Source organism: Actinomadura madurae (assembly GCF_047130825.1).
GTDB classification, from domain to species: domain Bacteria; phylum Actinomycetota; class Actinomycetes; order Streptosporangiales; family Streptosporangiaceae; genus Spirillospora; species Spirillospora madurae.
Map to the genome: position 1 here is coordinate 4554714 of NZ_CP083237.1, position 18652 is coordinate 4573365.

Here is an 18652-nt window from a genome sequence, read left to right on the forward strand (position 1 = left end):
CATGGGTTTCCGGACGGTCATCACGACCAGGACACATCTTCCTATCGCCTCAGTGTTGCGCCGCCAGGCCCTCGGCGGGCTCCGGCTCTTCTGCCAGGCGCTCCCTGGCGAGCAGCGTGCCCCCCGCCACCGCGCCCGGCATCGCCAGCACCGCACCCAGGGGAATGAGGAACACCACAACAGTCGCCGCGCCGAACCCGACCGCCAGCGGCCGGTGCGCCTTCAGCCGCGCGAACCGCTCCTTGCGCCGCATCCCCCGCCGCTCCAGCGCGACCGAGGTCAGCTCGCCCGCCAGGAAGTACCCGGACACCAGCGCCGCCACCACCGGCACGACCGTCTGCCCCACCACCGGCAGGAACCCGCACGCGAAGAACACCACGGCGAACGCCAGCGCGACGAACGCGAGGATCAGCGTGTCCTTGACCGCCCGGCCGATCTGCACCAGCAGCGGGACGTCCGGCTCCGGCGGCGCCCCGCCCTGCGACTCCTCCACCCGGACCGCGATGGCCTCGTAGAACGGGTCCCCGACCAGCAGCGTCACCGCCGTGAACGTGATCACCGCGAGGAACAGGGCCGCCCCGTAGATCGCGATCCCGGCGACGACGCGCGCCGACGTCCGCGCCGCGTCCGCCCAGCCGTCCGCGAACCCCGTCACCCATCCGGCGAGGTCGTCGATCTGCAACGCCAGGACGACCAGCGCCGTCCCGTACACGGCCAGCACGATCAGCGCGGGGATCAGCCCGAACAGCCACTGTGCCGGATGCCGGGCCATCCATCCGATGCCGCGCAGCAGATACCCGGCGCCGTTGAACACATCCTTGACCGCGGACGGCCGGGGCGGCTGCTCCTGCGGGGGAACGTACGGTTGGCTCACGCACCCTGACCCTATAGGGCGGGCAACCCCACAAGGCGGGAAGAACGCTCCCAAACAGCGCGCCTCAGTTCCGGGTCCTTCAGCGCACCCACCGTCGGCAGCAGCCCGGCACCCGGAGTGGAACTGTGGAAGCCGCCGCTGCGCCCCTCGAACTCCTCGTCCAGCGCCAGCCGCAGCGCCATCCGCGCCCCCTGCGCCGGCGTCCGCACCACGGGAGTGCGCGACAGCAGCGCCCCGACCCGCTTGCTTCCCGGGATCTCCCTGCTCAGACCGGTCGCGGCGAACCCGGGACACATCGCGTTCACGGTGACCCCGCTGCCCTCCATCCGCCTGGCCAGCTCCTGCGCGAACAGGATGTTGAGCAGCTTCGACCGCCCGTAGACCCGCAGCGACCCGGCCGCCCCGTACGCCCCGGGCTCCGCCATCCGCTCGACGTCCAGCCGGTCCGACTGCCGGTGCGCCTCCGACGCCACGACGACCACCCGCGACGGCGCCCCCTTCTCCAGCAGCCCGAGCAGCAGGTTCGTCAGCAGGAACGGCCCCAGATGGTTGGTCGCGATCATGCGGTCGTACCCGTCCGCGCTGACCTTGGCCCGCAGGAGGTGCACGCCCGCGTTGTTCACCAGCACGTCCAGCCGGTCGAACCGCTCCTCCAGCGACGCCGCGACGCGCTGGACGTCCATCAGCACCGACAGATCCCCGATGAACGTCTCGACCCGCGCCCCGGGAACGTCCCGCGCCAGCTCCTCCACGGTGGCCGCGGCCCGCACCTCGCTCCGGCAGACGATCCCCACCAGGAACCCGGCCCGCGCCAGCCCCCGCGCGACCTCCTTCCCGATCCCCGACGTCCCCCCAGTGACCACCGCGACCCGCGCCTCCATCCCCCCACCGAACCACCCCCACCCCACCCCCGGCAACACACCCCCCGGTCAGCCCCCTGCCGCTCGCCGGAGGCCGACCTGCAACCTCAGCAGCAGGCGTCGCCACTCGGGCAGCAGCAGCTCGACGAGGACGTCGTCCCTCACGTCTCGCCCGTCCCGGCGCGTCTCGCTCCATGCGCGTACAAGATCGACCGCCCGCCGCCGTCGCCGACGATCGCCGTAGGCGGCCCAGACGAGACACTCCACGATGCCTGGACGCAGGTCCGGACGCGCCAGCGCGGTGTCCAGCCACAGCTCCGCCACGTCCACGACGCCCCGGTCACCCGCCAGAGGCTCTCCCAGCGCGACCTGCCAGGCGAAGGCGCAGTCCTCCGGGTCGACGGCACCCGGCCCTGTGAGCATCACCGCGTGCCCATGCTCGTCCCGCCCGGACGCCAGGGCGACGAACAGTGCCGAGCCGAAACGAGCCCGCTCCGGAGTACGGCCGAACGGGTCGTCGTGGACGTCGTTGACCCAGCCGAGGGCAGCGCGAACAACCTCCGCGGGGTACTCGGCGGCCAGCGTCTCCGCCGCGCCCATCGCGAGGGGACCGAACCTGCCGCCCTCCGCCGCGAGGTTCCCGACGGCGTCCAGGACGGCGCGCAGCCGGAGCGGGCCGGCACCGTCCGGGCCTCCCCTCACCAGGTCGACCAGAACCCGCAACGCCACGCCCGCGAGCCCGGCCCCGTCCCTCTCGGACGAGCATCGGACCGCCGCCTCGCACCACTCCAGCGCCGCCTCGAAGACCTCGCGGCGGTGGACCCGCGCCAGCCCGCCGGCCGCCTCGGCCACCTCGTCGCGCACCTGGGCGTTGCCGAACGTCGCCAGGTGCTTCAGCCGGGTCATCGCAATCGACGGATACGTCTCCCCGAGCACCTGCCCGACTCGGACGATCGTCAGCTTCAGGGTCTGCGCTGCCCTCCGCTCCCGCGACCACTCGTACAGCCCCGTCCGGACCCGCCCGCCGACGACCGGGTGCAGGCACGTCCGGGCCAGCGCCACGTAGGCGAGGTCGGCCTCCTCCCGGCGAGCCCACGCCTGCGCCGTCTGCAGGATCTTCCCGGCCGCCCCGTTCTCGGCGGCCAGGTCTGCGAAGACCTCGGCGACCTGGCGGCGCAGCGGGACGTCCAGCATCGCCGTTTCATGATCGTGCGCCCGCGTTCGGTCGAGACGACGCCGAGTTCACGCAGGCGCGCCAGCTCGGCGGCGACGACACCGCGGGAGAGGCCGACCGCCTGGCCGATCTCCTGCTGGCCGAGGCCCACGCCGAGCGGCTCGCCCCCGCGGGGCACGGCGAGCCGGAGCAGCGCCCGGACGACGCGGGGCCCGGCGGGCAGCGCCGCCGTCTCGGCACGCCACGCCTCCCCCTCGCGCAGGCGCCGCATCGCCCGCCGGAGCAGCTCGTCCGCCGCCCCGGCCGAGTGCAGCAGCGCACGGAAGCGGTCGGCGGGAAGCGCGCTGGTGACGCATGGGTCGACCGCGATGACCGTCGCCGACCGGTCGCCTCCGCCGAGCACGGCGATCTCCCCGAGCAGCTCACCGGGCCCTCGCACGGCGAGGAGCAGCACCTGGCCGTCCGGGAGCGTCATCAGCGCTTTGACGCGGCCCGCCGTCAGAAGAAGGACATGGGTCGCAGGGTCACCCTGGCGAAGCAGGACGTCCCCCGCACCGAACCTCCGCTCCGCGCCCGCCGCGACGAGCAGCTCCCAGGTCCGTTCCGAGACATCCACGACCACATGATGCGCCCGGGCGGTCTGGCATGGAACTGGAACGCGTTCTAGTATTCGGGCCATGAGGTTCACCTACGCCGAGGCCATGACCGATCCGTCCTTCTACCTGCCGCTGGCCAGGGCGGCCGAGGAGGCGGGCTACACGAGCATGTCGGTCGCCGACTCGCTGGTCTATCCGAAGGAGTCGGACTCGGTGTATCCGTACACCCCCGACGGGAACCGGGAGTTCCTGGAGAACAAGCCCTTCATCGAGACGTTCACGCTGATCGCGGCCATGGGGGCGGTCACCAGCACGCTCCGGTTCACCCCGTTCGTCCTCAAGCTGCCGGTCCGCCCGCCCGTCCTGGTGGCCAAGCAGGCCACCTCGGTCGCGTGCCTGACGAACGGGCGCCTCGGGTTTGGCGTCGGGGTCAGCCCATGGCGCGAGGACTTCGAGGTCATGGGCGTCCCGTGGGAGCGGCGCGGGAAGCGGATGGACGAGGCCATCGACATCGTGCGCGGCCTGAGCGGCGGCGAGTACTTCGAGTTCCACGGCGAGCACTACGACATCCCGGCGATCAAGATCAATCCGGCGGCGCCGTTCCCGATCCTGGTCGGCGGGCACAGCGAGCCGGCGCTGCGCCGGGCCGTGGTGCGCGGGGACGGCTGGATGCACGCGGGCGGCGACGATCTGGACGCCCTCCTGGTCAGGCTGAACCAGATCCGGGAGGCCGAGGGGAAGGCGGACGGCCCCTTCGAGATCCACGTCATCTCGATGGACGCCTACACGCCCGACGGTGTCAAGCGGCTGGAGGACAAGGGCGTCACCGACGTCATCGTCGGCTTCCGGGTGCCCTACACCAGGGAGCCCGACACCGAGCCGCTCGCCAAGAAGATCGAGAACCTCGAACGGTACGCCGAGACCGTCATCGCCAAGGCCGGCTGAGCCTCGACGGGGAAACGAGAACACGTTACAGTCCGGCGCATGGACGCCATCACCTGGGACGCCCCGGACTCCGACCACCCGGCCCGCCGCGCCGCCCGCGCCTCCATGACCGCCGTCTCCGAGGGACGCAAGGCCGACTGGCTGGACCTCTTCGCCCCCGAGGCCCTGATCGAGGACCCGGTCGGCCCGTCCTTCCTCGACCCGTCGGGAAAGGGCCACCGGGGCCGGGAGGGCACCGAGGCCTTCTGGGACGGCTTCATCTCCACGATCGCCGGCTTCCGCTTCGCCATCGCCGACTCCTTCGCCAACGGACCGTGCTGCGCGAACGTCGCGACCATCACCACCACGACCCACGACGGCGCCACGATGACCATCGACTGCGTGCTCATCTACACGGTGGACGACGGCGGCCTCATCACGTCCCTGCGCGCCCACTGGGAACCCGACCGGGCCATGGCCACGGTCACCAAGGCATAGGCGAGTCGTCACCCGGCGGCAGCAGGGCCTGGGCGATCGTCCGCTCTGTGCGGCGCACCGCCATCGACTCGCCCACGAACCCCTTGACGGCCTGGAGGAACTGCTGCAACCCGCCCGGATAGTCCAGGCACGTCTGCACGATGGCGAACAGGTCGGCCCGCGCCTCCCCGGACCGGGGTATCGCCCCGGCGATCTCCAGCGACAGCGCGCCGACCACCTGGTCGCGCCCCCGCTCGGCGCGGAGCCGGGGGATCTTCAGCAGCTCGTCCACGATGCGGAACATCGACGCGGGCGGAAGCTCCTCCACCATCGCCGGCAGTTCCCAAGGCTCCGGCACACCGCCGTCTTTCTCCACCTCGTTCTTCTCGGGCACGGCCGGAACCGCGGCATCCCCGGGCCGCACCCCCGGCACCATGATCCACGCGTCGTCGGCGGTCTCCTTCACCCGCACCTGGACGGGGTAGTAGTCGCCCGGATCGACGAGCCCCCGCCCGTGGCTCACCACGTCGTCGTACACCCGCCGCGAGACGATCACCGCGATCCCGGTCTCCGCCGCGGCCACCGCCTCCTTCAGCTGGGCCGCGTCCAGCAGCCGGAACGCGTGAGTCAGCGCCGTGCTGACGATGCCGTGCCCGTCCGCCTCGGCCTCCCCCACGTTGACCGCCACCCGCAGCCGCATCCGCGCGGCCTCGTTCGCCCCCGCGTTGTGATGCCGCACCTCCGCCCGCAGCCGCTCGACCACCGTCGTCAGCAGCACCTCCGTGCCGACACTCGGCGGGAGGACGACCATCACCCCGTCCCCGCGGTCCTCGTGGTGGCAGTCGTCCATGCGGACCCCGGCGTCCGCCAGGCTCAGCTCAAGCCCGTCGTACATCGCCTTCCGGACCCGCACCCGCACCGGATCGACGCGCTCCGCGCCGCTGAACCCGGCGATGTCGCACACGAGGAACACGCACATCCCTGCCGGCCGCCATCCCTCCGAGGCCGGTCGCACAGTCTCCGTCACGGGCACCTCACCGATGGGTCGCTGCGATTCCCACTGTGCAACCTTCCTGCAACCTCGGCAAGGAAAATGCGTCACCCGTCACAGGCCCGCCAACGCCGCCGCATTAACGATGCCGGGAGCACCCCAACGCCCCCAACGGCGGCCGGCCGCCGTCCCGGGGGACGATCACGATGAAGAACCTCGGCGTGTCTCTGTCGTTTCCTCGTCCCACGCGGCTCTCCGGTCAATATGATCCTCAAGGATCACGGCGTTACGCTGGTGACCCTTGACTCGGCAGAAGAATCCCGACGACACCCATACGCTTGCGGAACAAGAGGGGGAGGCGGCCGTGGCGGCCACTCAAGCCAACGCGTCAAAGCCCGAAATTCACACGGCCCCCTTTATCGGGAGCCCTCCCGCGCTCTCCGAACTGGACGCGGCGAACCTGCCCGCCGGAACCGTCCTCGCCATCGCCGTCCCGGCCGCCGCGACCCAGCGCCGCGACCCCGGCCGCGTGACGGCCCGGTTCGAAAACAAAGTAGTGATGCCCAAAGGACAGGGAACCACGCCAGGGCGCCCCGTGATCGCCATGCCGGGCGCTCAGGGCAGCGCGTCAACGCCTGACCATCACCCGGCGCCGCCCCTCGCCTGGGACCATCCCCTGTTTTCCTGACTCGGCGACCGCCACTGATGTCAGAAACCGAGTCGGGCGAATGGCCGTTTCACGGACTTGACATCGCCTCACTGCAGGACGGTGGATGGCGGCCCGCGCCCATCTCGGAGGTCGTGCTCAAGGTCCACGGCCGCTGCAACCTGGCCTGCGACTACTGCTACATCTATGAGGCCGAGGACCAGTCGTGGCGGACGCGTCCCGCCGCGATGTCGTCCGAGGTGATCGCCGCCACGGCCGCCCGACTGGCCGAGCACGCCCGCGAACACGCGCTCACCACGGTGACGGTCGTCCTCCACGGGGGCGAGCCGCTGCTGGCGGGACGAGCGGCTCTCGCCGAGGCCGTCACGGTGTTCCGTACGGCGATGCCGTCCACCTGCGAGGTCGAGGTGTGCACCCAGACGAACGGGGTGCTGCTCACCGACGCGATGCTGGCGATGCTGGACGAGCACGACGTGGGCGTGTCGGTCAGCCTCGACGGCGACCGCGAAGGCCACGACCGGCATCGGCGCCGCGCCAACGGGCGCGGAAGCCATGCGGACGTCATGCGCGGGCTGAACCGGTTGGTCGGCTCGTACCGGCACCTCTACCAGGGGCTGCTCTGCACGGTGGACCTCGACAACGATCCGATCCGGACGTACGAGGCCCTGCTGGAGACACGGCCACCGGGCATGGACTTCCTGCTCCCGCACGGAACCTGGCAGGCTCCGCCGCCCCGGCGTCCCGTCGAAAGAGGCGGCACGCCCTATGCCGACTGGCTCATCGCGGTATTCGACCGCTGGTACCACGCGCCCCGCAAGGAAACGAGCGTCCGGCTGTTCGACGAGATCATCAACCTGCTGCTCGGCGGGCAGAGCCGGAGCGAGAACATCGGGCTCTCCCCGGTCGCGATGCTCGTCGTCGACACCGACGGGACGCTCCAGCAGGTCGACACGCTGAAGGTCTCCTACGCCGGGGCCCCCGAGACCGGCCTCACCGTGTTCGACCACCGTTTCGACGACGCGCTGCTGCATCCCGGCGTGGTCGCGCGCCAGATCGGGCGGGCGGCGCTGTCGGCCACCTGCCAGGGGTGCGCGGTACGTGACATCTGCGGCGGTGGGGGCTACACCCATCGCTACCGGGAGGGCAGCGGCTACCTCAACCCGTCCGTGTATTGCCCTGACCTGCTGGAACTGATCAGCCACATCGGCCGGACCGTCCAGCGCGATCTCGCACTCGCCCAGCCCGCCCGGAGCGGCTGAATCCGCCGGCTCACAGGGGGGTGGGCTCGATGTCGCATTCGAGCAGCATGCCGCCCTCGGCGGCCCGCACCTCGGGATGGTCCCGGCCGAGCACCCGCGCCAGCGCCGCCAGGACGCCGTCGACGTCGTGCTCCCCTTCGCCCACGGTGGCGCGGACCCGTTCCAGATTGAGGCCGACGGCGAGCGAATACGGATGCCGCTCGCCGAGGGAGCCGACCAGCTTCTGGCGGACGTCGCCCAGCAGGCGGACCGCGGCGTCCATTTCGCCGAGCAGGTAGTAGTCGTTGGCCAGGCCCGCCCTGGCGCACAGGGCGTAGAAGTGGTTCGGCCCGAGAACTCCCGATTCGAGGTGCGCCAGCGCGGCCTGGTCGCTTTCCTGAGCCGCGTACGCCTCCGCCAGCCGTCGCAGCACCACGCCCCGGTCGATGGCGCACACGAGAACGAACGGGTGGTCCTCTCCCATCACCCGGCGGTAACTCTCCAGCGCCTCGTCGATGAGCGGCAACGCGTCGGCGGGACGGCCGACCGCGCTGGTCGCGAGCGCCAGGCAGACCTTGCTGGCCAGCGTGTTGGGGTGCTCCTCACCGAACCGCCGGACATAGGCGGCGAACGTCTCGGTGGCCAGGCGTTGCGCCTCCTGGAAGCGTCCGAGCTTCCGCAACGTGCCCACGTGACTCATCTTCGCCTGAAGCACTGTCGCGTGCCTCGGGGCGAGGGCCGGTTGGAGGGTGGCCAGACTTTCGGCCTGCATGTCACAGGCTTCGGCGTACCGTCCGAGCGCGTGCAGGTCCCGCGCAAGGTTCTGGGTGGCGCGGAACCGCTGCCGGTAGGTCTGGCCGTGTTCTGACTGTCGCCGCCAGACATCGTGGTCGATGTCGTGCGCCTCTTGGAACTCACCCAAAATCCTCAGATCGAGTGTGAGGTTGCTTGCGGCGAGCTGGGTGTCGGCGCCATCGACCCCCCTGACCAGGCGCATCCGCTTCCAGGCGTCGAAATCGACCTCGTACGCCCTGCGGAAGTCGCCGCGGAAGCGCAGGTCGGCTCCGAACCCGGTGGCGGCGAACAGTGTCTGGATGTGGTCGGTGCCGAACTTCCGGCGGGTCCGCGCGAGGTTGTCCTCACTGAGATCGGCGGCCGTCCGGTTGTCGCCGAGGGCGCGCAGCGCGTTCGCCAGCACGCGGGAGATGTCCAGCACCGCGTCCTCGTCGGGGCCGTACCGGGGCCGCCACCGGTCCAGCGCGATCTCCGCCAGGCGCCGGCTGCCCTCGTACTCCCCCGCCTGGTACTGGTACTGCGCCTGGTCGATCCCCAACCTCTGGACGTCGGGGGCGTCCGCGTCGAAGACGCGCGCCGGGAGGATGTGCGGCCTGATCTCCTCGCGACGCTCCCAGGTCGACTCCACATCCGGTTCCTCTTCCGGAGTGGCGGCGATCAGTATCGCGTGTACATGTCCCCTGGCCTGCGCACGGACGTCCTCTGGGAGCCGTTGGTTGAGGATCGCCCGGACCAGCCGGTGGACCTGGAGGGTGCCCGACTCCTCGTCGAAGCGCGCGAGGGAGAACCGGGAGATGTTCCGCATGGCGTCGCGGAGCCGTGCCTCGTCGGCCAGGACCTCCGCCAACTCGGGCGGCAGCGCGGCGGAGCCTCCGGCCGCCAGCAACGCGCAGGACACCGGCTCGGGATCGAAGACGGACCACAGATCGAGCACGAGAGCGGTCACGGCGTCCTCGTCCCGGAGCCGGTCGAGGTTCAGGCTGACGGCCGCCGCCAGCGGTCCCGGCAGAGCGCCGCCGTCGGGGCCGGCCGCGGCGGGCTCGGCCAGCCGCTCGTCGAAGAGCCGCAGGTAATCCTCGACGGTTCCGCCGGTGACGACCTGCCACGCCGCCGCCTGATGCACGGCCAGGGGCAGGTCGCCCACGCGTTCGGAGAGCATGTCGGCCTCGGCGTCCGACAGGTGCGGCACCAGCCGCCGCAGCAGGGCGATGCTCTCCGGCCGCTCGAAGACGTCGACGTCGACCACGGCCGCGTGCCGCTCCCAGCCGCGGTCGCGCGAGGTCACCAGGACGTGGCGCCCGGGCCCGAGTGCCGGCCCGTCGACCGACAGCGGCGTCAGCGGAAGGACCTCGTCGGGATTCCACGCGTTGTCATAGATGAGCAACCAGCGGTCGTAGGGCCTCCCGGTGCGCAGAGCGTGCAGGACACCCTCCGCGGTGCTCCTCATGTCGTCGCTCCTCGGGATGCCGAGCTGCCGCGCCAGCTGGGCCAGCGCCGCCCGCGCCGAGGTGGTCTGGTCGGCGGGAACCCACCACACCAGGTCGTAGTCGTCGGCGTGCCGGTAGGCGTACTCGACCGCGAGGTTGGACTTGCCCTCTCCGCCCATGCCCAGCTCCGACCGCGGGAGCAGGGCCGCCATCCCGTCGAGCAGCGCCGTCCGGACCGCGGCGAGAAGCCGGTCACGTCCGATGAAGTCGGGATTGCGTCCCGGCAACCCGCTGCGCGGCACCGGCGGGGGCTCGGTGCTCCTCGCGGGAGCGACCGATTCCGCGAAGGAGGTCGTCGTGGGACCCGCGCCCGGTGTCTCCGGCGCCTCCGCGCCCGGGAACGCGCCGGGAGCGGCGGCGCCGTTGCTCTTCAGCTGCTTCGCCATCTCGCGGTACGGGCCGCCGAGCCCCATGAGTGCCTGGGCCGCCACCTGCGCGAACGGCAGATCGGGCGGAAGCTGCACCTCCCCGCGGCCCACCGCGGCGAGGAACGCGGGGAAGTCCAGCGAGGAGCCGATGCGGTCCCGGACGACATCCCACACCGCACGCAGCACCTGGTGCACCTCGCGACGGCGCAGGCCTCTCAGCAGTACTTCCCGGACCCCGTCGTGGAACTCGTAGGCGATCTCGTCGTCGCCACCGTCGTCCGGACGACTCACCATCCGCAGCAGGCCGCTGAGGAACACCTCCGCCAGGTCGGCCGACGTCGAGGTGGGCAGCATCGCCCGCTGGACGAGGCGCATCACGGGCAGCCGCAGCGGTGCCGCGGCGAGGAACGTCGCGAGCTTGAACGCCGTCGGCGACGAGGAGGCGCGGAACTGCTTGACCCGCGTCTCGGGCGACAGGTCGGTGACGATCTCCACGGGCGGCCGGGGTGCCGCCGGACGCCCGGTGAACAGGGCGGCGCCCATGACGTCCCGTCCACCACGCGCGACCATGTCCGCCCAGGAGCGCAGCCATCGCTCGCTCAGCTCGACCACCGGAATCGGGATGCCCTGGGGGCGGTCGTCGGGCAGTTGGAGCTGCGTCCGCGTGACGGCGAGCTGCTCGTTGGCCACCCCGGGCCCGGACGCGTCGAACCGCACCGGCTCGATGGCCGCCGCGGTCCGCCACCACAGGCGCTGGGGAAGCGGCTGGACGATCGCGACGGTTCCGGAACGGCCCCACCGGTCGAGCAGCTCCGCGGCGCGGCCGTTCTTCCACGCCGCACCGATGCAGTCGCTGACGACCAGGACGAGCCGCCGGCGCGTCGGGTCGACCAGCTCGTCGGGGTCGCGTTCCGCGCCGGCCTCGAAGACCGATCCGGTCCGCAGGGACAGCCCGCGCGCGCCGGTGTCCAGATACCACGTCCTCATGTCACGGAACGCGCCGAGTTGCTGCAGCAGCAGCCCCAGTTCCTCGACCGTCTGCCGCCACACGACCATCGAGGGTCCGACGTCCGCGACCAGGTCGAGGTCGTGCCGGCGTTCCTGCGCCGCGACCATGACGGGCTCGCACACGCCGGTCTCGGCGATGCGCTCCGCCGTCGCCGCCTCATCGAGATGCTTACGCGTCAGCGACGGGACGGTCGCGCGCAGCGGGCGCAGGGCGCGGGACAGGGCCAGCGGGCCCGAGATCGCGGGCATCGCGGGCATGCGGACGGGGAACGCGGTCGCCGGCACCTCCCGGTCGGCCAGGTAGAGCCCGGCCTCCGGCGCCTGCCCCACCGGAGGCTCGCGCTCGGGCGCCGCGGGCGGGTCGGGCGGCCGGGCGGACGGCGGCCTCTGATCGAGGGGGCCGCTCCTGTCCGGCTCACCGGAGTCTCCCGCCGCCAGGTGGGTCCCGCCCTCGTGCGTCCGGAACCAGTCGGCGAGCCACAGCGCGTCCGCCAGCTCACCCGGCGTGGGCTCCGGGTCGAGCGCCTGGAGGGCCTCGACGAGCCGCCCGATCATCCCGCGCCAGGCCTCTCGATCGGGCGGAGGACGGTGTCGAGGAGCTGCTCCAGCTTGCCCTCGGGCGGCCTGCTCCCGGAGGTCGCGAGGTAGACGGCGTTGAGGAGCTGGTCGGTGGCGAGCGCCCCGTCCGCCCGGCGGGCGAGGAAGTCCTCGATGAGCCCGTCGCTCATCGCCCTGGCGTCCGCGCCGAGATGCGCCTCGATGATCTCCGCGAGCCGGTCCCGGCCGGCCGGCTCGATCGTCACCCGGATGCACCGGCGCAGGAAGGCGGGCGGGAACTCGCGCTCGCCGTTGCTGGTGATGATGACGATGGGGAAGTTGCCGCACCTCACCTCGCCGCGGTCGATCGGCACCCGGGGACCGCCGTCCGCCGTCATCACATGGATGCGCGACTGCTCATCGGGCAGCCGCTGCAGTTCCAGGATGGTGAACCGGCCCTCCTCGAACACGTTGAGCAGGTCGTTCGGCAGGTCGATGTTGCTCTTGTCCAGCTCGTCGATGAGCAGGACGCGGGGCAGATCGCCGGGCAGGAGCGCGGTGCCGAGCGGGCCGAGGCGGATGTAGCGGCCGATGTCCGGCGGCTCGGCCGCGTCCGCCCGGTCGCCCATGCCGCGCAGGCTGGTCTCGTGGAGGCGGCCGATCGCGTCGTAGTCGTAGAGCCCCTCCTTGAGCGTGGTGTTGCTGGTGATCGACCAGGACAGGACGCGGCCGAGACCCAGCTCGTACGCGACGTTCTTGGCAAGGGTGGACTTGCCCGACCCCGGCTTGCCCGTCACCAGCAGCGGGCGCCGCAGCAGGATGGCGGCGTTCACCCGGTCGACCACCGACTCGTCCGGACGGTAGGCGATCGCCTGCTGGAGGTCCCGCTGCAGGCGCTCCTCCGCCCCGTCGTGGCTGAACCGGCGCCAGGGCGGGGGCGGCGGGAGCCGCCGCACCCGCTCGTGCGGCCGGCTGTCGCCCCGGTAGACGCGCCAGTCACCGTCCAGGCCTCTGGTCTCTGCTTCTGTCATGGTGGACGCCTTCCGGGAGACGGTGCTATGCGGGCGGTCGTAACTGCACGTACGGCTCGGGAACGCGCTCGGCATCGTCGAACAGGAGGGTCAGATGCAGGCCGAGATGGCCGGCTCCGGCGCCGTCGGGTCCACCGGCCAGGGCCTGCCGCCGGAGTTCCCTCGTCCGGCGCGGCAGCTTCATCAGGTCCGCCGCCAGCAGCTCCTTGACCTCCCTGGCGAACCGGGCGGGATCGCGCCCGTCCCGGCACCAGGCGACGACGGGAACGCCGGCCAGCAGCCCGACCCAGTGCTCGTCCGGCTCGTCGCTCGCGTCGCCCCAGGGCGGAAAGGCCAGCGCGAGTACGGCCGTGGAGGCCGTCGACAGCTTGGAGAAGAGCTCCTCCCTGTCGCACTCGCCACGTCGGCTCACCAGGCAGACCGGAGCGTCGACCGAGTTCTCCGACAGCCAGCCCCATTTGTGCCGCCAGTCGGGGTGGACCGCCGCCAGGCGCATCCGGTCCAGACTGCGCACGACGACCGGGTACCGGATCCCGATACGGTGCTCGAACCCCGCGATGTTGATCCTGGACTGCTCGAACGGATGGTCGAGGAGGGGTCGCGGCAGGATGAACTCGATCGTGAGCTCGGGGTTGCTCCGGTTCACCACCAGGCTGTCCGAGGTGAGCAGCCGTTCCAGCAGTTCGGGGATCCTGCTGAGCGGCAGCGCCTCATCGCTGCACTGCAAGGTGCTGCCGGGCTCGCGGTCCACCTGGAGCCACGCGGTGACGAGGTACCGGTCCGGTTCCAGCGCGTCGGGGGTGCATCCGATGATCAGGTAGTTCTCGGAGGGCTCCGGCTCGGACCTCGCCGTCAGCGACGCCCGGCGGCGCTGGAAGAGCACGCCGTCCAGGCCTTGCGCCTCCACCTGGCGGCGCACCCAGCCCCGGAAGGCGTGCGCCGTCGGATAGCCGGCGTGCTCCGCCAGGTCGTCGACGAACGCCAGCAGCGGCGGTACATCGTCGTCACCGGCGGGCATCTCCTCCAGCAGTGCGACGACGTCGTGCAGGCTGCGGATCTCGCGGTCCAGCTCGGGCCAAGCCGGCCCGACGGCCCGCCGGTAGAGCATCGGGAACCTGCCCAGATGCGCGAGACCGGGGTCGGTCTGCTCCAGCGACGTGATCAACTCGTGCAGTTCACGCCGGTCGACCCGCCCGAGCCACGGGTCGGGAAGCAGCTCGCCGACGAGCTCATCCAGCGCGCGCACCGACAGGCTGCTCGGATAGAAGGTCTTCAAGATCCGGAGAAGGCCCTGCGGTGCCCCCGGATGCTTGAGAAGCGCCTCGACCAGCGCCCACACATCGAGCAGTTCCTTGTCGTGGTGAACGTAATGCAGATGGTGTCCGAGGTCGCGCTCCAACGCCGCCACATGAATGGCGCGCTCTCGCCGGACGCTCATCGTCTCGATCCGCAGGATCGCCTCGACGAGCCGATGCTGATCGTCGACGTTCAGCGACGTGATCACCGCGTTGAGCCTCCGCCCCGGCCCGCACACAACGGACGGTCGCACACCGATCGCTCGGTGGGTGCCGAAAACCAACCGCCACACTATGACGCACGGAACCGACGAATACTGCGTCCTAGGACACACTCCGACCACGATCGGGTCGGCCGGTCCTAGCGGCCACCCCACTGCCGGACGGTCACCCGCGCCCCACAGGCGCCGAGTAGTTCGCCGAGGCGTTGCTCAAGGGCTCCGGCTCCCCCCGCGTTTCCAGTCCCACGGGAGAGGCAGCCATCTCTTGCCGTACAGCCACGGCCGTCCTGCGACACACCCGTGCGGGCGCTCTCCACATCCTCCGGCCCGCGCCGGCGAGGAAGCTCCCCAGGACGGCGATATAGGCGACGATCGCAAGCGAAGCAGAAAGGAGGCGCACCACCCGGTCGGCGACCACCTTGATCACTTTGGGGAAGTGTTCGAAGAGGACCTTGGATTGGAAGACGACGGTGAACAAGATCACGATGGCGGTGAATACGGTGACAACGATGATCGCGGTCTTGTACACGCCCACCGTATGGATGATCCAGCCACCACTGAATGCACCTAGCGCCACCGCTCCGACGCTCAGGAAGCGGGTGATGCCGATGATCCGGCCAAGTTGCCCGTTGGGGAAGATCTTAACCTGATGGGCCCTGAGTGCAACGTTGATATGCGCCCCGACCGCACTGCACAATCCCCATGCGGCCAACCCGATCAAAGGGTTCCGGAGGTTGGCGGCCACCCAGACCAGGGGAACCCAAGCCACTATGCACAGCAACATCGATACGGAAGGAGGTCTGCTGCGAAGGATCCAGGGAGAGACTACCGCACCGACAAAGCCTCCGATGCCGGAGAAAGAAAGCATCAGACCGATCAAATAGGTAGGCATACTCTGTTGCGCGGCAACATAGATTTGCAGAAGTACGATGACCTGGAAGAGAAAGTTCGCGAGTACGCAGACTACGAGAACCGCGCGGGAGAAGGGGTCGCGGGCGAGTTGCCTCAGCACTCCCCGAAGTGCCAGGAAAAATCGCGACAGAGCATCTCGAAGCGTCAGGACGAGTACCTCTGACCTGTGATCGCCGGCGTCTCGGGCTCCGCCGCCCTTCTCCAGGGAAACGGGGATATGCTCACGCTGCACCGCCCGACGTACAGGTAGCCGAAGTTCCGGTGCTTTCAGACGCGCACGGGGTTTTCGACGTTTCGGCAGCCCGACGAGGAGTAGCCCGACCACCGGGAACAGCGATGTACAGGCGGACGCGACCCAGGGCATCAACGGGTTGACAGCGAGCATCGCGCCGCCCAGCGGGCGCCCTAGAAGCATCGAGGCGTTAAGCTTGGCCTCATTGCTGCCAATTGCCGCGTTCACCGAACTCTTGGAGACGAGATCAGGAACAGCCGCAATCTCCGCTACCTCATAGAATACCGCGCACGAAGCATCTACCAACGCCATCAGAATCAGGATCGAGACCGAGTCGAAAAAGGCCAGAGAAAGGCACGTGACGATCGCGAAGACCATGCGTACCGCCTGGCTGCACCACATCACTCTACGGCGATTCCAACGGTCGACCAGCAGCCCTGCCGGGACATGGAGCACGAGCTCTGGCAGCACACTCGCGGCGGTGACGCATCCGGCCACGACCGGAGATCCCGTAAGGGAGAGAGCGAGCAGGGGGCCGGCGACCGCCACACTCATCGAGCCGAGTTGCGAGACCGCGGAAACGCTCGATATAATGGCAAAATCCCGGCTAATTCTGATCTTTACCCGGAACTGCCGTCTCGCCAGACCGCCCAACCTGGCGCCAAGGCGAGATGGAGTCTTGGGCACCGATTACACTCCCTAGCATTCGTGTAAATCTGCGCCCCCATACAGCCGCCAAGCAGACGCCGCACCCATGCGGGAGAGAAGGGCCCAAACCAGACAGACATGTGCCTTGATACCCTCATAGGCACATTACCCAAGCAAGATCCACATCATCTCCTCGGGATTCCCATGCTTCCGCAAAAGCGACCGAGGGACGTCACGAATGGCGGCTTTACAGCAGTCATGTCCTGTCAGGAGATGACTGCGGTGGCCGCTGCTCCAGGTGTTCACCGGTCGCCGAGCAACGTCAGCGGTGGTGGTACGTCCGACGACTCCTCAGCGCGGTTGGTTCATCCCGCGCCGGTCATGGCGCGCTTGGCGTCGAGTGCTTCGCGGTTCCTGCTGTCGTGGCCGAGGACGTCCTCGAACACCGCACGGGCGGCGTGCGTCCGTCCGGACCGCCAGAGCGCCTGCCCGAGGGCGGTCTGGACCGAGAGTTCGTGCGGGAGCCGGCTCGCCGCGGCCTGGAGCTGGCGTACCGCCTCACCCGGATCGCGCGGCAGGAGCACCCGGCCGATTCCGGCCAGGAGCCAGCCCACCGCGGCGTTGTCCGGGACGGCCTCGAAGATCGCCGCGGCCTCGCGGTAGTGCACGACGGTCCTTGCGGCGTCCCCCCGCTCGTGGGCGATGTCGCCCAGGAAGGTGGTCGCGTCGGCGAGGACCCGGAGATCGCCTTCACCGCAGGCTCGGGTGGCCGCTTCGGTGTGCCGGCGTGCGAGTTCGGGATCGCCGATGGCGAGGGCCTCGTGAGCCTGCCGGAGACGCGCCGAGGGCCCCGGTCGGCGGATGGGGACGGTTCCATCCCCCAGCCGCTCCACGGGTTCGATGAGCCGGGGATGCAAGAGCTCGTAATACCGGTCACCGTCCCGGATCCTCGCCCGGATGAGGTGGGAATCCTGCACCGCGTCGACGACCGCGCCGGGCATGGCCTCGCATGCGCGTGCCACGGAGACTCCAGCGCGTCCCTCCGGCCCGCCGAACAGGGAGCGGAACCAAGAGAACAGCGTGCTGGCGGGGAGGCTCTGATCGGCGGCGATCGTGGCGAGTCTCTGCGCGCAGAAGTCCTCCAAGACACGGTTCACCTCGGCGCGCAGACGCTCTTCCGAGATCTCGGTATCGGCGTGCAGATCCTCCCAGAGGTCCGCGAGAACCAGGTGCAGGAGCACGCCCTCGACGCGCGAGATGATCTGAACGCCGCCCGTCGACCGCACCGTCCGAAGCTCCCGCATTAATGCCGCGGCGATGCCCTCGCCGGAATGGTCGGCTCGGTGAAGCAGAGCTGAGGCCGCCTTCCACCCCGCTTGGGGCGTCAGCGGCTTGAGTTCGCAGGTGGCGGGAGGGGCCTGGCCGAGCCGGTCGGCGAAGTCCAGCGCCGCGTCGATCGCGTCGTCGCGCACGACCAGCAGCAGGTGCAGATCGGGCATCTCCTTCGCGGCCGTCGCCAGCTCATCGAGGAAGTCCTGACGGTGCTGCTCGTGCCGGTCGGACGTGCGCAGCAGCGCCTCCAGGCCGTCGACGGCCCCCAGCATCGGCAGCGGCCGGCCGAACCGGTCCCTGCGACGCTGCTTGCGCAGGAAGGTCCCGATCGTCACTTCGGAGATGTGGACCGGGGACTCGCGCGGGTACCAGGAGGCCAGCACGGCGAGCCGGAAGACGTTGTGCTCGGCCAGCGCGGCCAAGGGGAAGGACGGCCGATGTGCCAGATGCGCCACGGGCAGGACGTGCGCCCCCTCGGCATCGAGGGCTGGAATGACGCCGGTGCGCAGCATAGAAGTCTTGCCGACACCCGCTCCGCCGTGCAGGACGAGGAGCCGATTGCTCTTCCACAAGGTCGCGACTTCGGCCATCTGCTGATCGCTGCCGTAAAAGATCTCCCGGTTCGGCTCCTCGGGCATGCGTCCGGCCATGTCAGAACCGGGTGAGCCGAGGGAAGACTGCGCGATCATCGTTCCGTCCCCGTGAGCGGGTGCCCGCTGGAGATCTGTTATGGACTCGGACTCAGGGGTCCGAGTCCCATGAGACTAACGCATCGTCGGTTCCCAGCGGTGACGATTCAAAACGGCGCCCGGCATCCCCGATGACGCGATCGTCCAGGGCGCAGCCCGGCCACCGTCAAATGATCACAGATCGCGGCGCCCCTACCAGGTCCACCGCATTACGGGCTTGCTCGACCTGTTGTCGAATTGGCGGCCAATGCTACCCGGCCTGGCCAACTCCTCCCTCACCCTGCGAATTCCTGGCC

Annotated in this window: 13 protein-coding genes; 4 read left to right on the forward strand and 9 right to left on the reverse strand. The window is 70.2% G+C overall.

Annotation, left to right across the window (positions count from 1 at the left end; genetic code table 11):
* Positions 1-49 precede the first annotated feature (49 nt).
* From K8Z49_RS20535 to K8Z49_RS20545, 3 genes are all read right to left on the reverse strand, one after another.
* On the reverse strand, positions 50-874 hold the full coding sequence (locus K8Z49_RS20535; RefSeq protein ID WP_081842280.1) for an EI24 domain-containing protein: 825 nt from the start codon (positions 872-874) through the stop codon (positions 50-52).
* Positions 875-885: 11 nt separating this feature from the next.
* Positions 886-1755 (reverse strand): SDR family NAD(P)-dependent oxidoreductase, encoded by an 870-nt coding sequence (locus tag K8Z49_RS20540; protein WP_111830215.1) that lies wholly within the window; start codon positions 1753-1755, stop codon positions 886-888.
* A gap of 941 nt (positions 1756-2696) precedes the next feature.
* On the reverse strand, positions 2697-3524 hold the full coding sequence (locus tag K8Z49_RS20545) for a Crp/Fnr family transcriptional regulator (RefSeq protein WP_412520328.1): 828 nt from the start codon (positions 3522-3524) through the stop codon (positions 2697-2699).
* Positions 3525-3585: 61 nt separating this feature from the next.
* Here K8Z49_RS20545 and K8Z49_RS20550 point away from each other — a divergent pair, with 61 nt between their 5' ends.
* Both K8Z49_RS20550 and K8Z49_RS20555 read left to right on the forward strand, forming a co-directional pair.
* Entirely contained in the window at positions 3586-4449 is an 864-nt protein-coding gene (locus K8Z49_RS20550; RefSeq protein WP_075020775.1) for a TIGR03619 family F420-dependent LLM class oxidoreductase, read from the forward strand.
* Between the two features lie 39 nt (positions 4450-4488).
* The gene (locus tag K8Z49_RS20555; protein WP_412520330.1) at positions 4489-4926 is read left to right on the forward strand and encodes a nuclear transport factor 2 family protein; all 438 of its coding nucleotides are present in this window, start codon (positions 4489-4491) and stop codon (positions 4924-4926) included.
* On the opposite strand, the gene K8Z49_RS20560 is transcribed toward K8Z49_RS20555, so the two are convergent.
* On the reverse strand, positions 4913-5878 hold the full coding sequence (locus tag K8Z49_RS20560) for an effector-associated domain 2-containing protein (protein WP_143118359.1): 966 nt from the start codon (positions 5876-5878) through the stop codon (positions 4913-4915). The two genes, K8Z49_RS20555 and K8Z49_RS20560, sit on opposite strands and share 14 nt — an antisense overlap.
* 319 nt (positions 5879-6197) lie before the next feature.
* Here K8Z49_RS20560 and K8Z49_RS20565 point away from each other — a divergent pair, with 319 nt between their 5' ends.
* Positions 6198-6584, forward strand: coding sequence for a hypothetical protein (locus K8Z49_RS20565; protein ID WP_412520332.1), 387 nt, complete (start codon positions 6198-6200; stop codon positions 6582-6584).
* A 113-nt stretch (positions 6585-6697) separates the two neighbouring features.
* On the forward strand, positions 6698-7822 hold the full coding sequence (locus K8Z49_RS20570) for an FxsB family cyclophane-forming radical SAM/SPASM peptide maturase (RefSeq protein WP_412520334.1): 1125 nt from the start codon (positions 6698-6700) through the stop codon (positions 7820-7822).
* Positions 7823-7832: 10 nt separating this feature from the next.
* Here the strand turns inward: K8Z49_RS20570 and fxsT are convergent, their stop codons facing one another.
* The 5 genes from fxsT to K8Z49_RS20595 form a co-directional block, all read right to left on the reverse strand.
* Positions 7833-12014 carry an FxSxx-COOH system tetratricopeptide repeat protein gene (fxsT, locus tag K8Z49_RS20575; RefSeq protein WP_412520336.1) on the reverse strand — a complete coding sequence of 1394 codons (4182 nt, stop codon included), beginning with the start codon at positions 12012-12014 and terminating at the stop codon, positions 7833-7835.
* Positions 12011-13027: an AAA family ATPase gene (locus K8Z49_RS20580; RefSeq protein ID WP_412520338.1), complete on the reverse strand. Its 1017-nt coding sequence runs from the start codon at positions 13025-13027 to the stop codon at positions 12011-12013. Before K8Z49_RS20580 ends, fxsT begins: the two co-directional genes overlap by 4 nt.
* 25 nt (positions 13028-13052) lie before the next feature.
* Positions 13053-14531 carry an effector-associated domain 2-containing protein gene (locus K8Z49_RS20585; RefSeq protein ID WP_021593017.1) on the reverse strand — a complete coding sequence of 493 codons (1479 nt, stop codon included), beginning with the start codon at positions 14529-14531 and terminating at the stop codon, positions 13053-13055.
* 178 nt (positions 14532-14709) lie between these two features.
* Complete coding sequence (locus K8Z49_RS20590) at positions 14710-16374, reverse strand: MFS transporter (RefSeq protein WP_412520340.1); 1665 nt, start codon at positions 16372-16374, stop codon at positions 14710-14712.
* A 326-nt stretch (positions 16375-16700) separates the two neighbouring features.
* Positions 16701-18356, reverse strand: coding sequence for a hypothetical protein (locus K8Z49_RS20595; RefSeq protein WP_412520342.1), 1656 nt, complete (start codon positions 18354-18356; stop codon positions 16701-16703).
* Between the last annotated feature and the right edge of the window lie 296 nt (positions 18357-18652).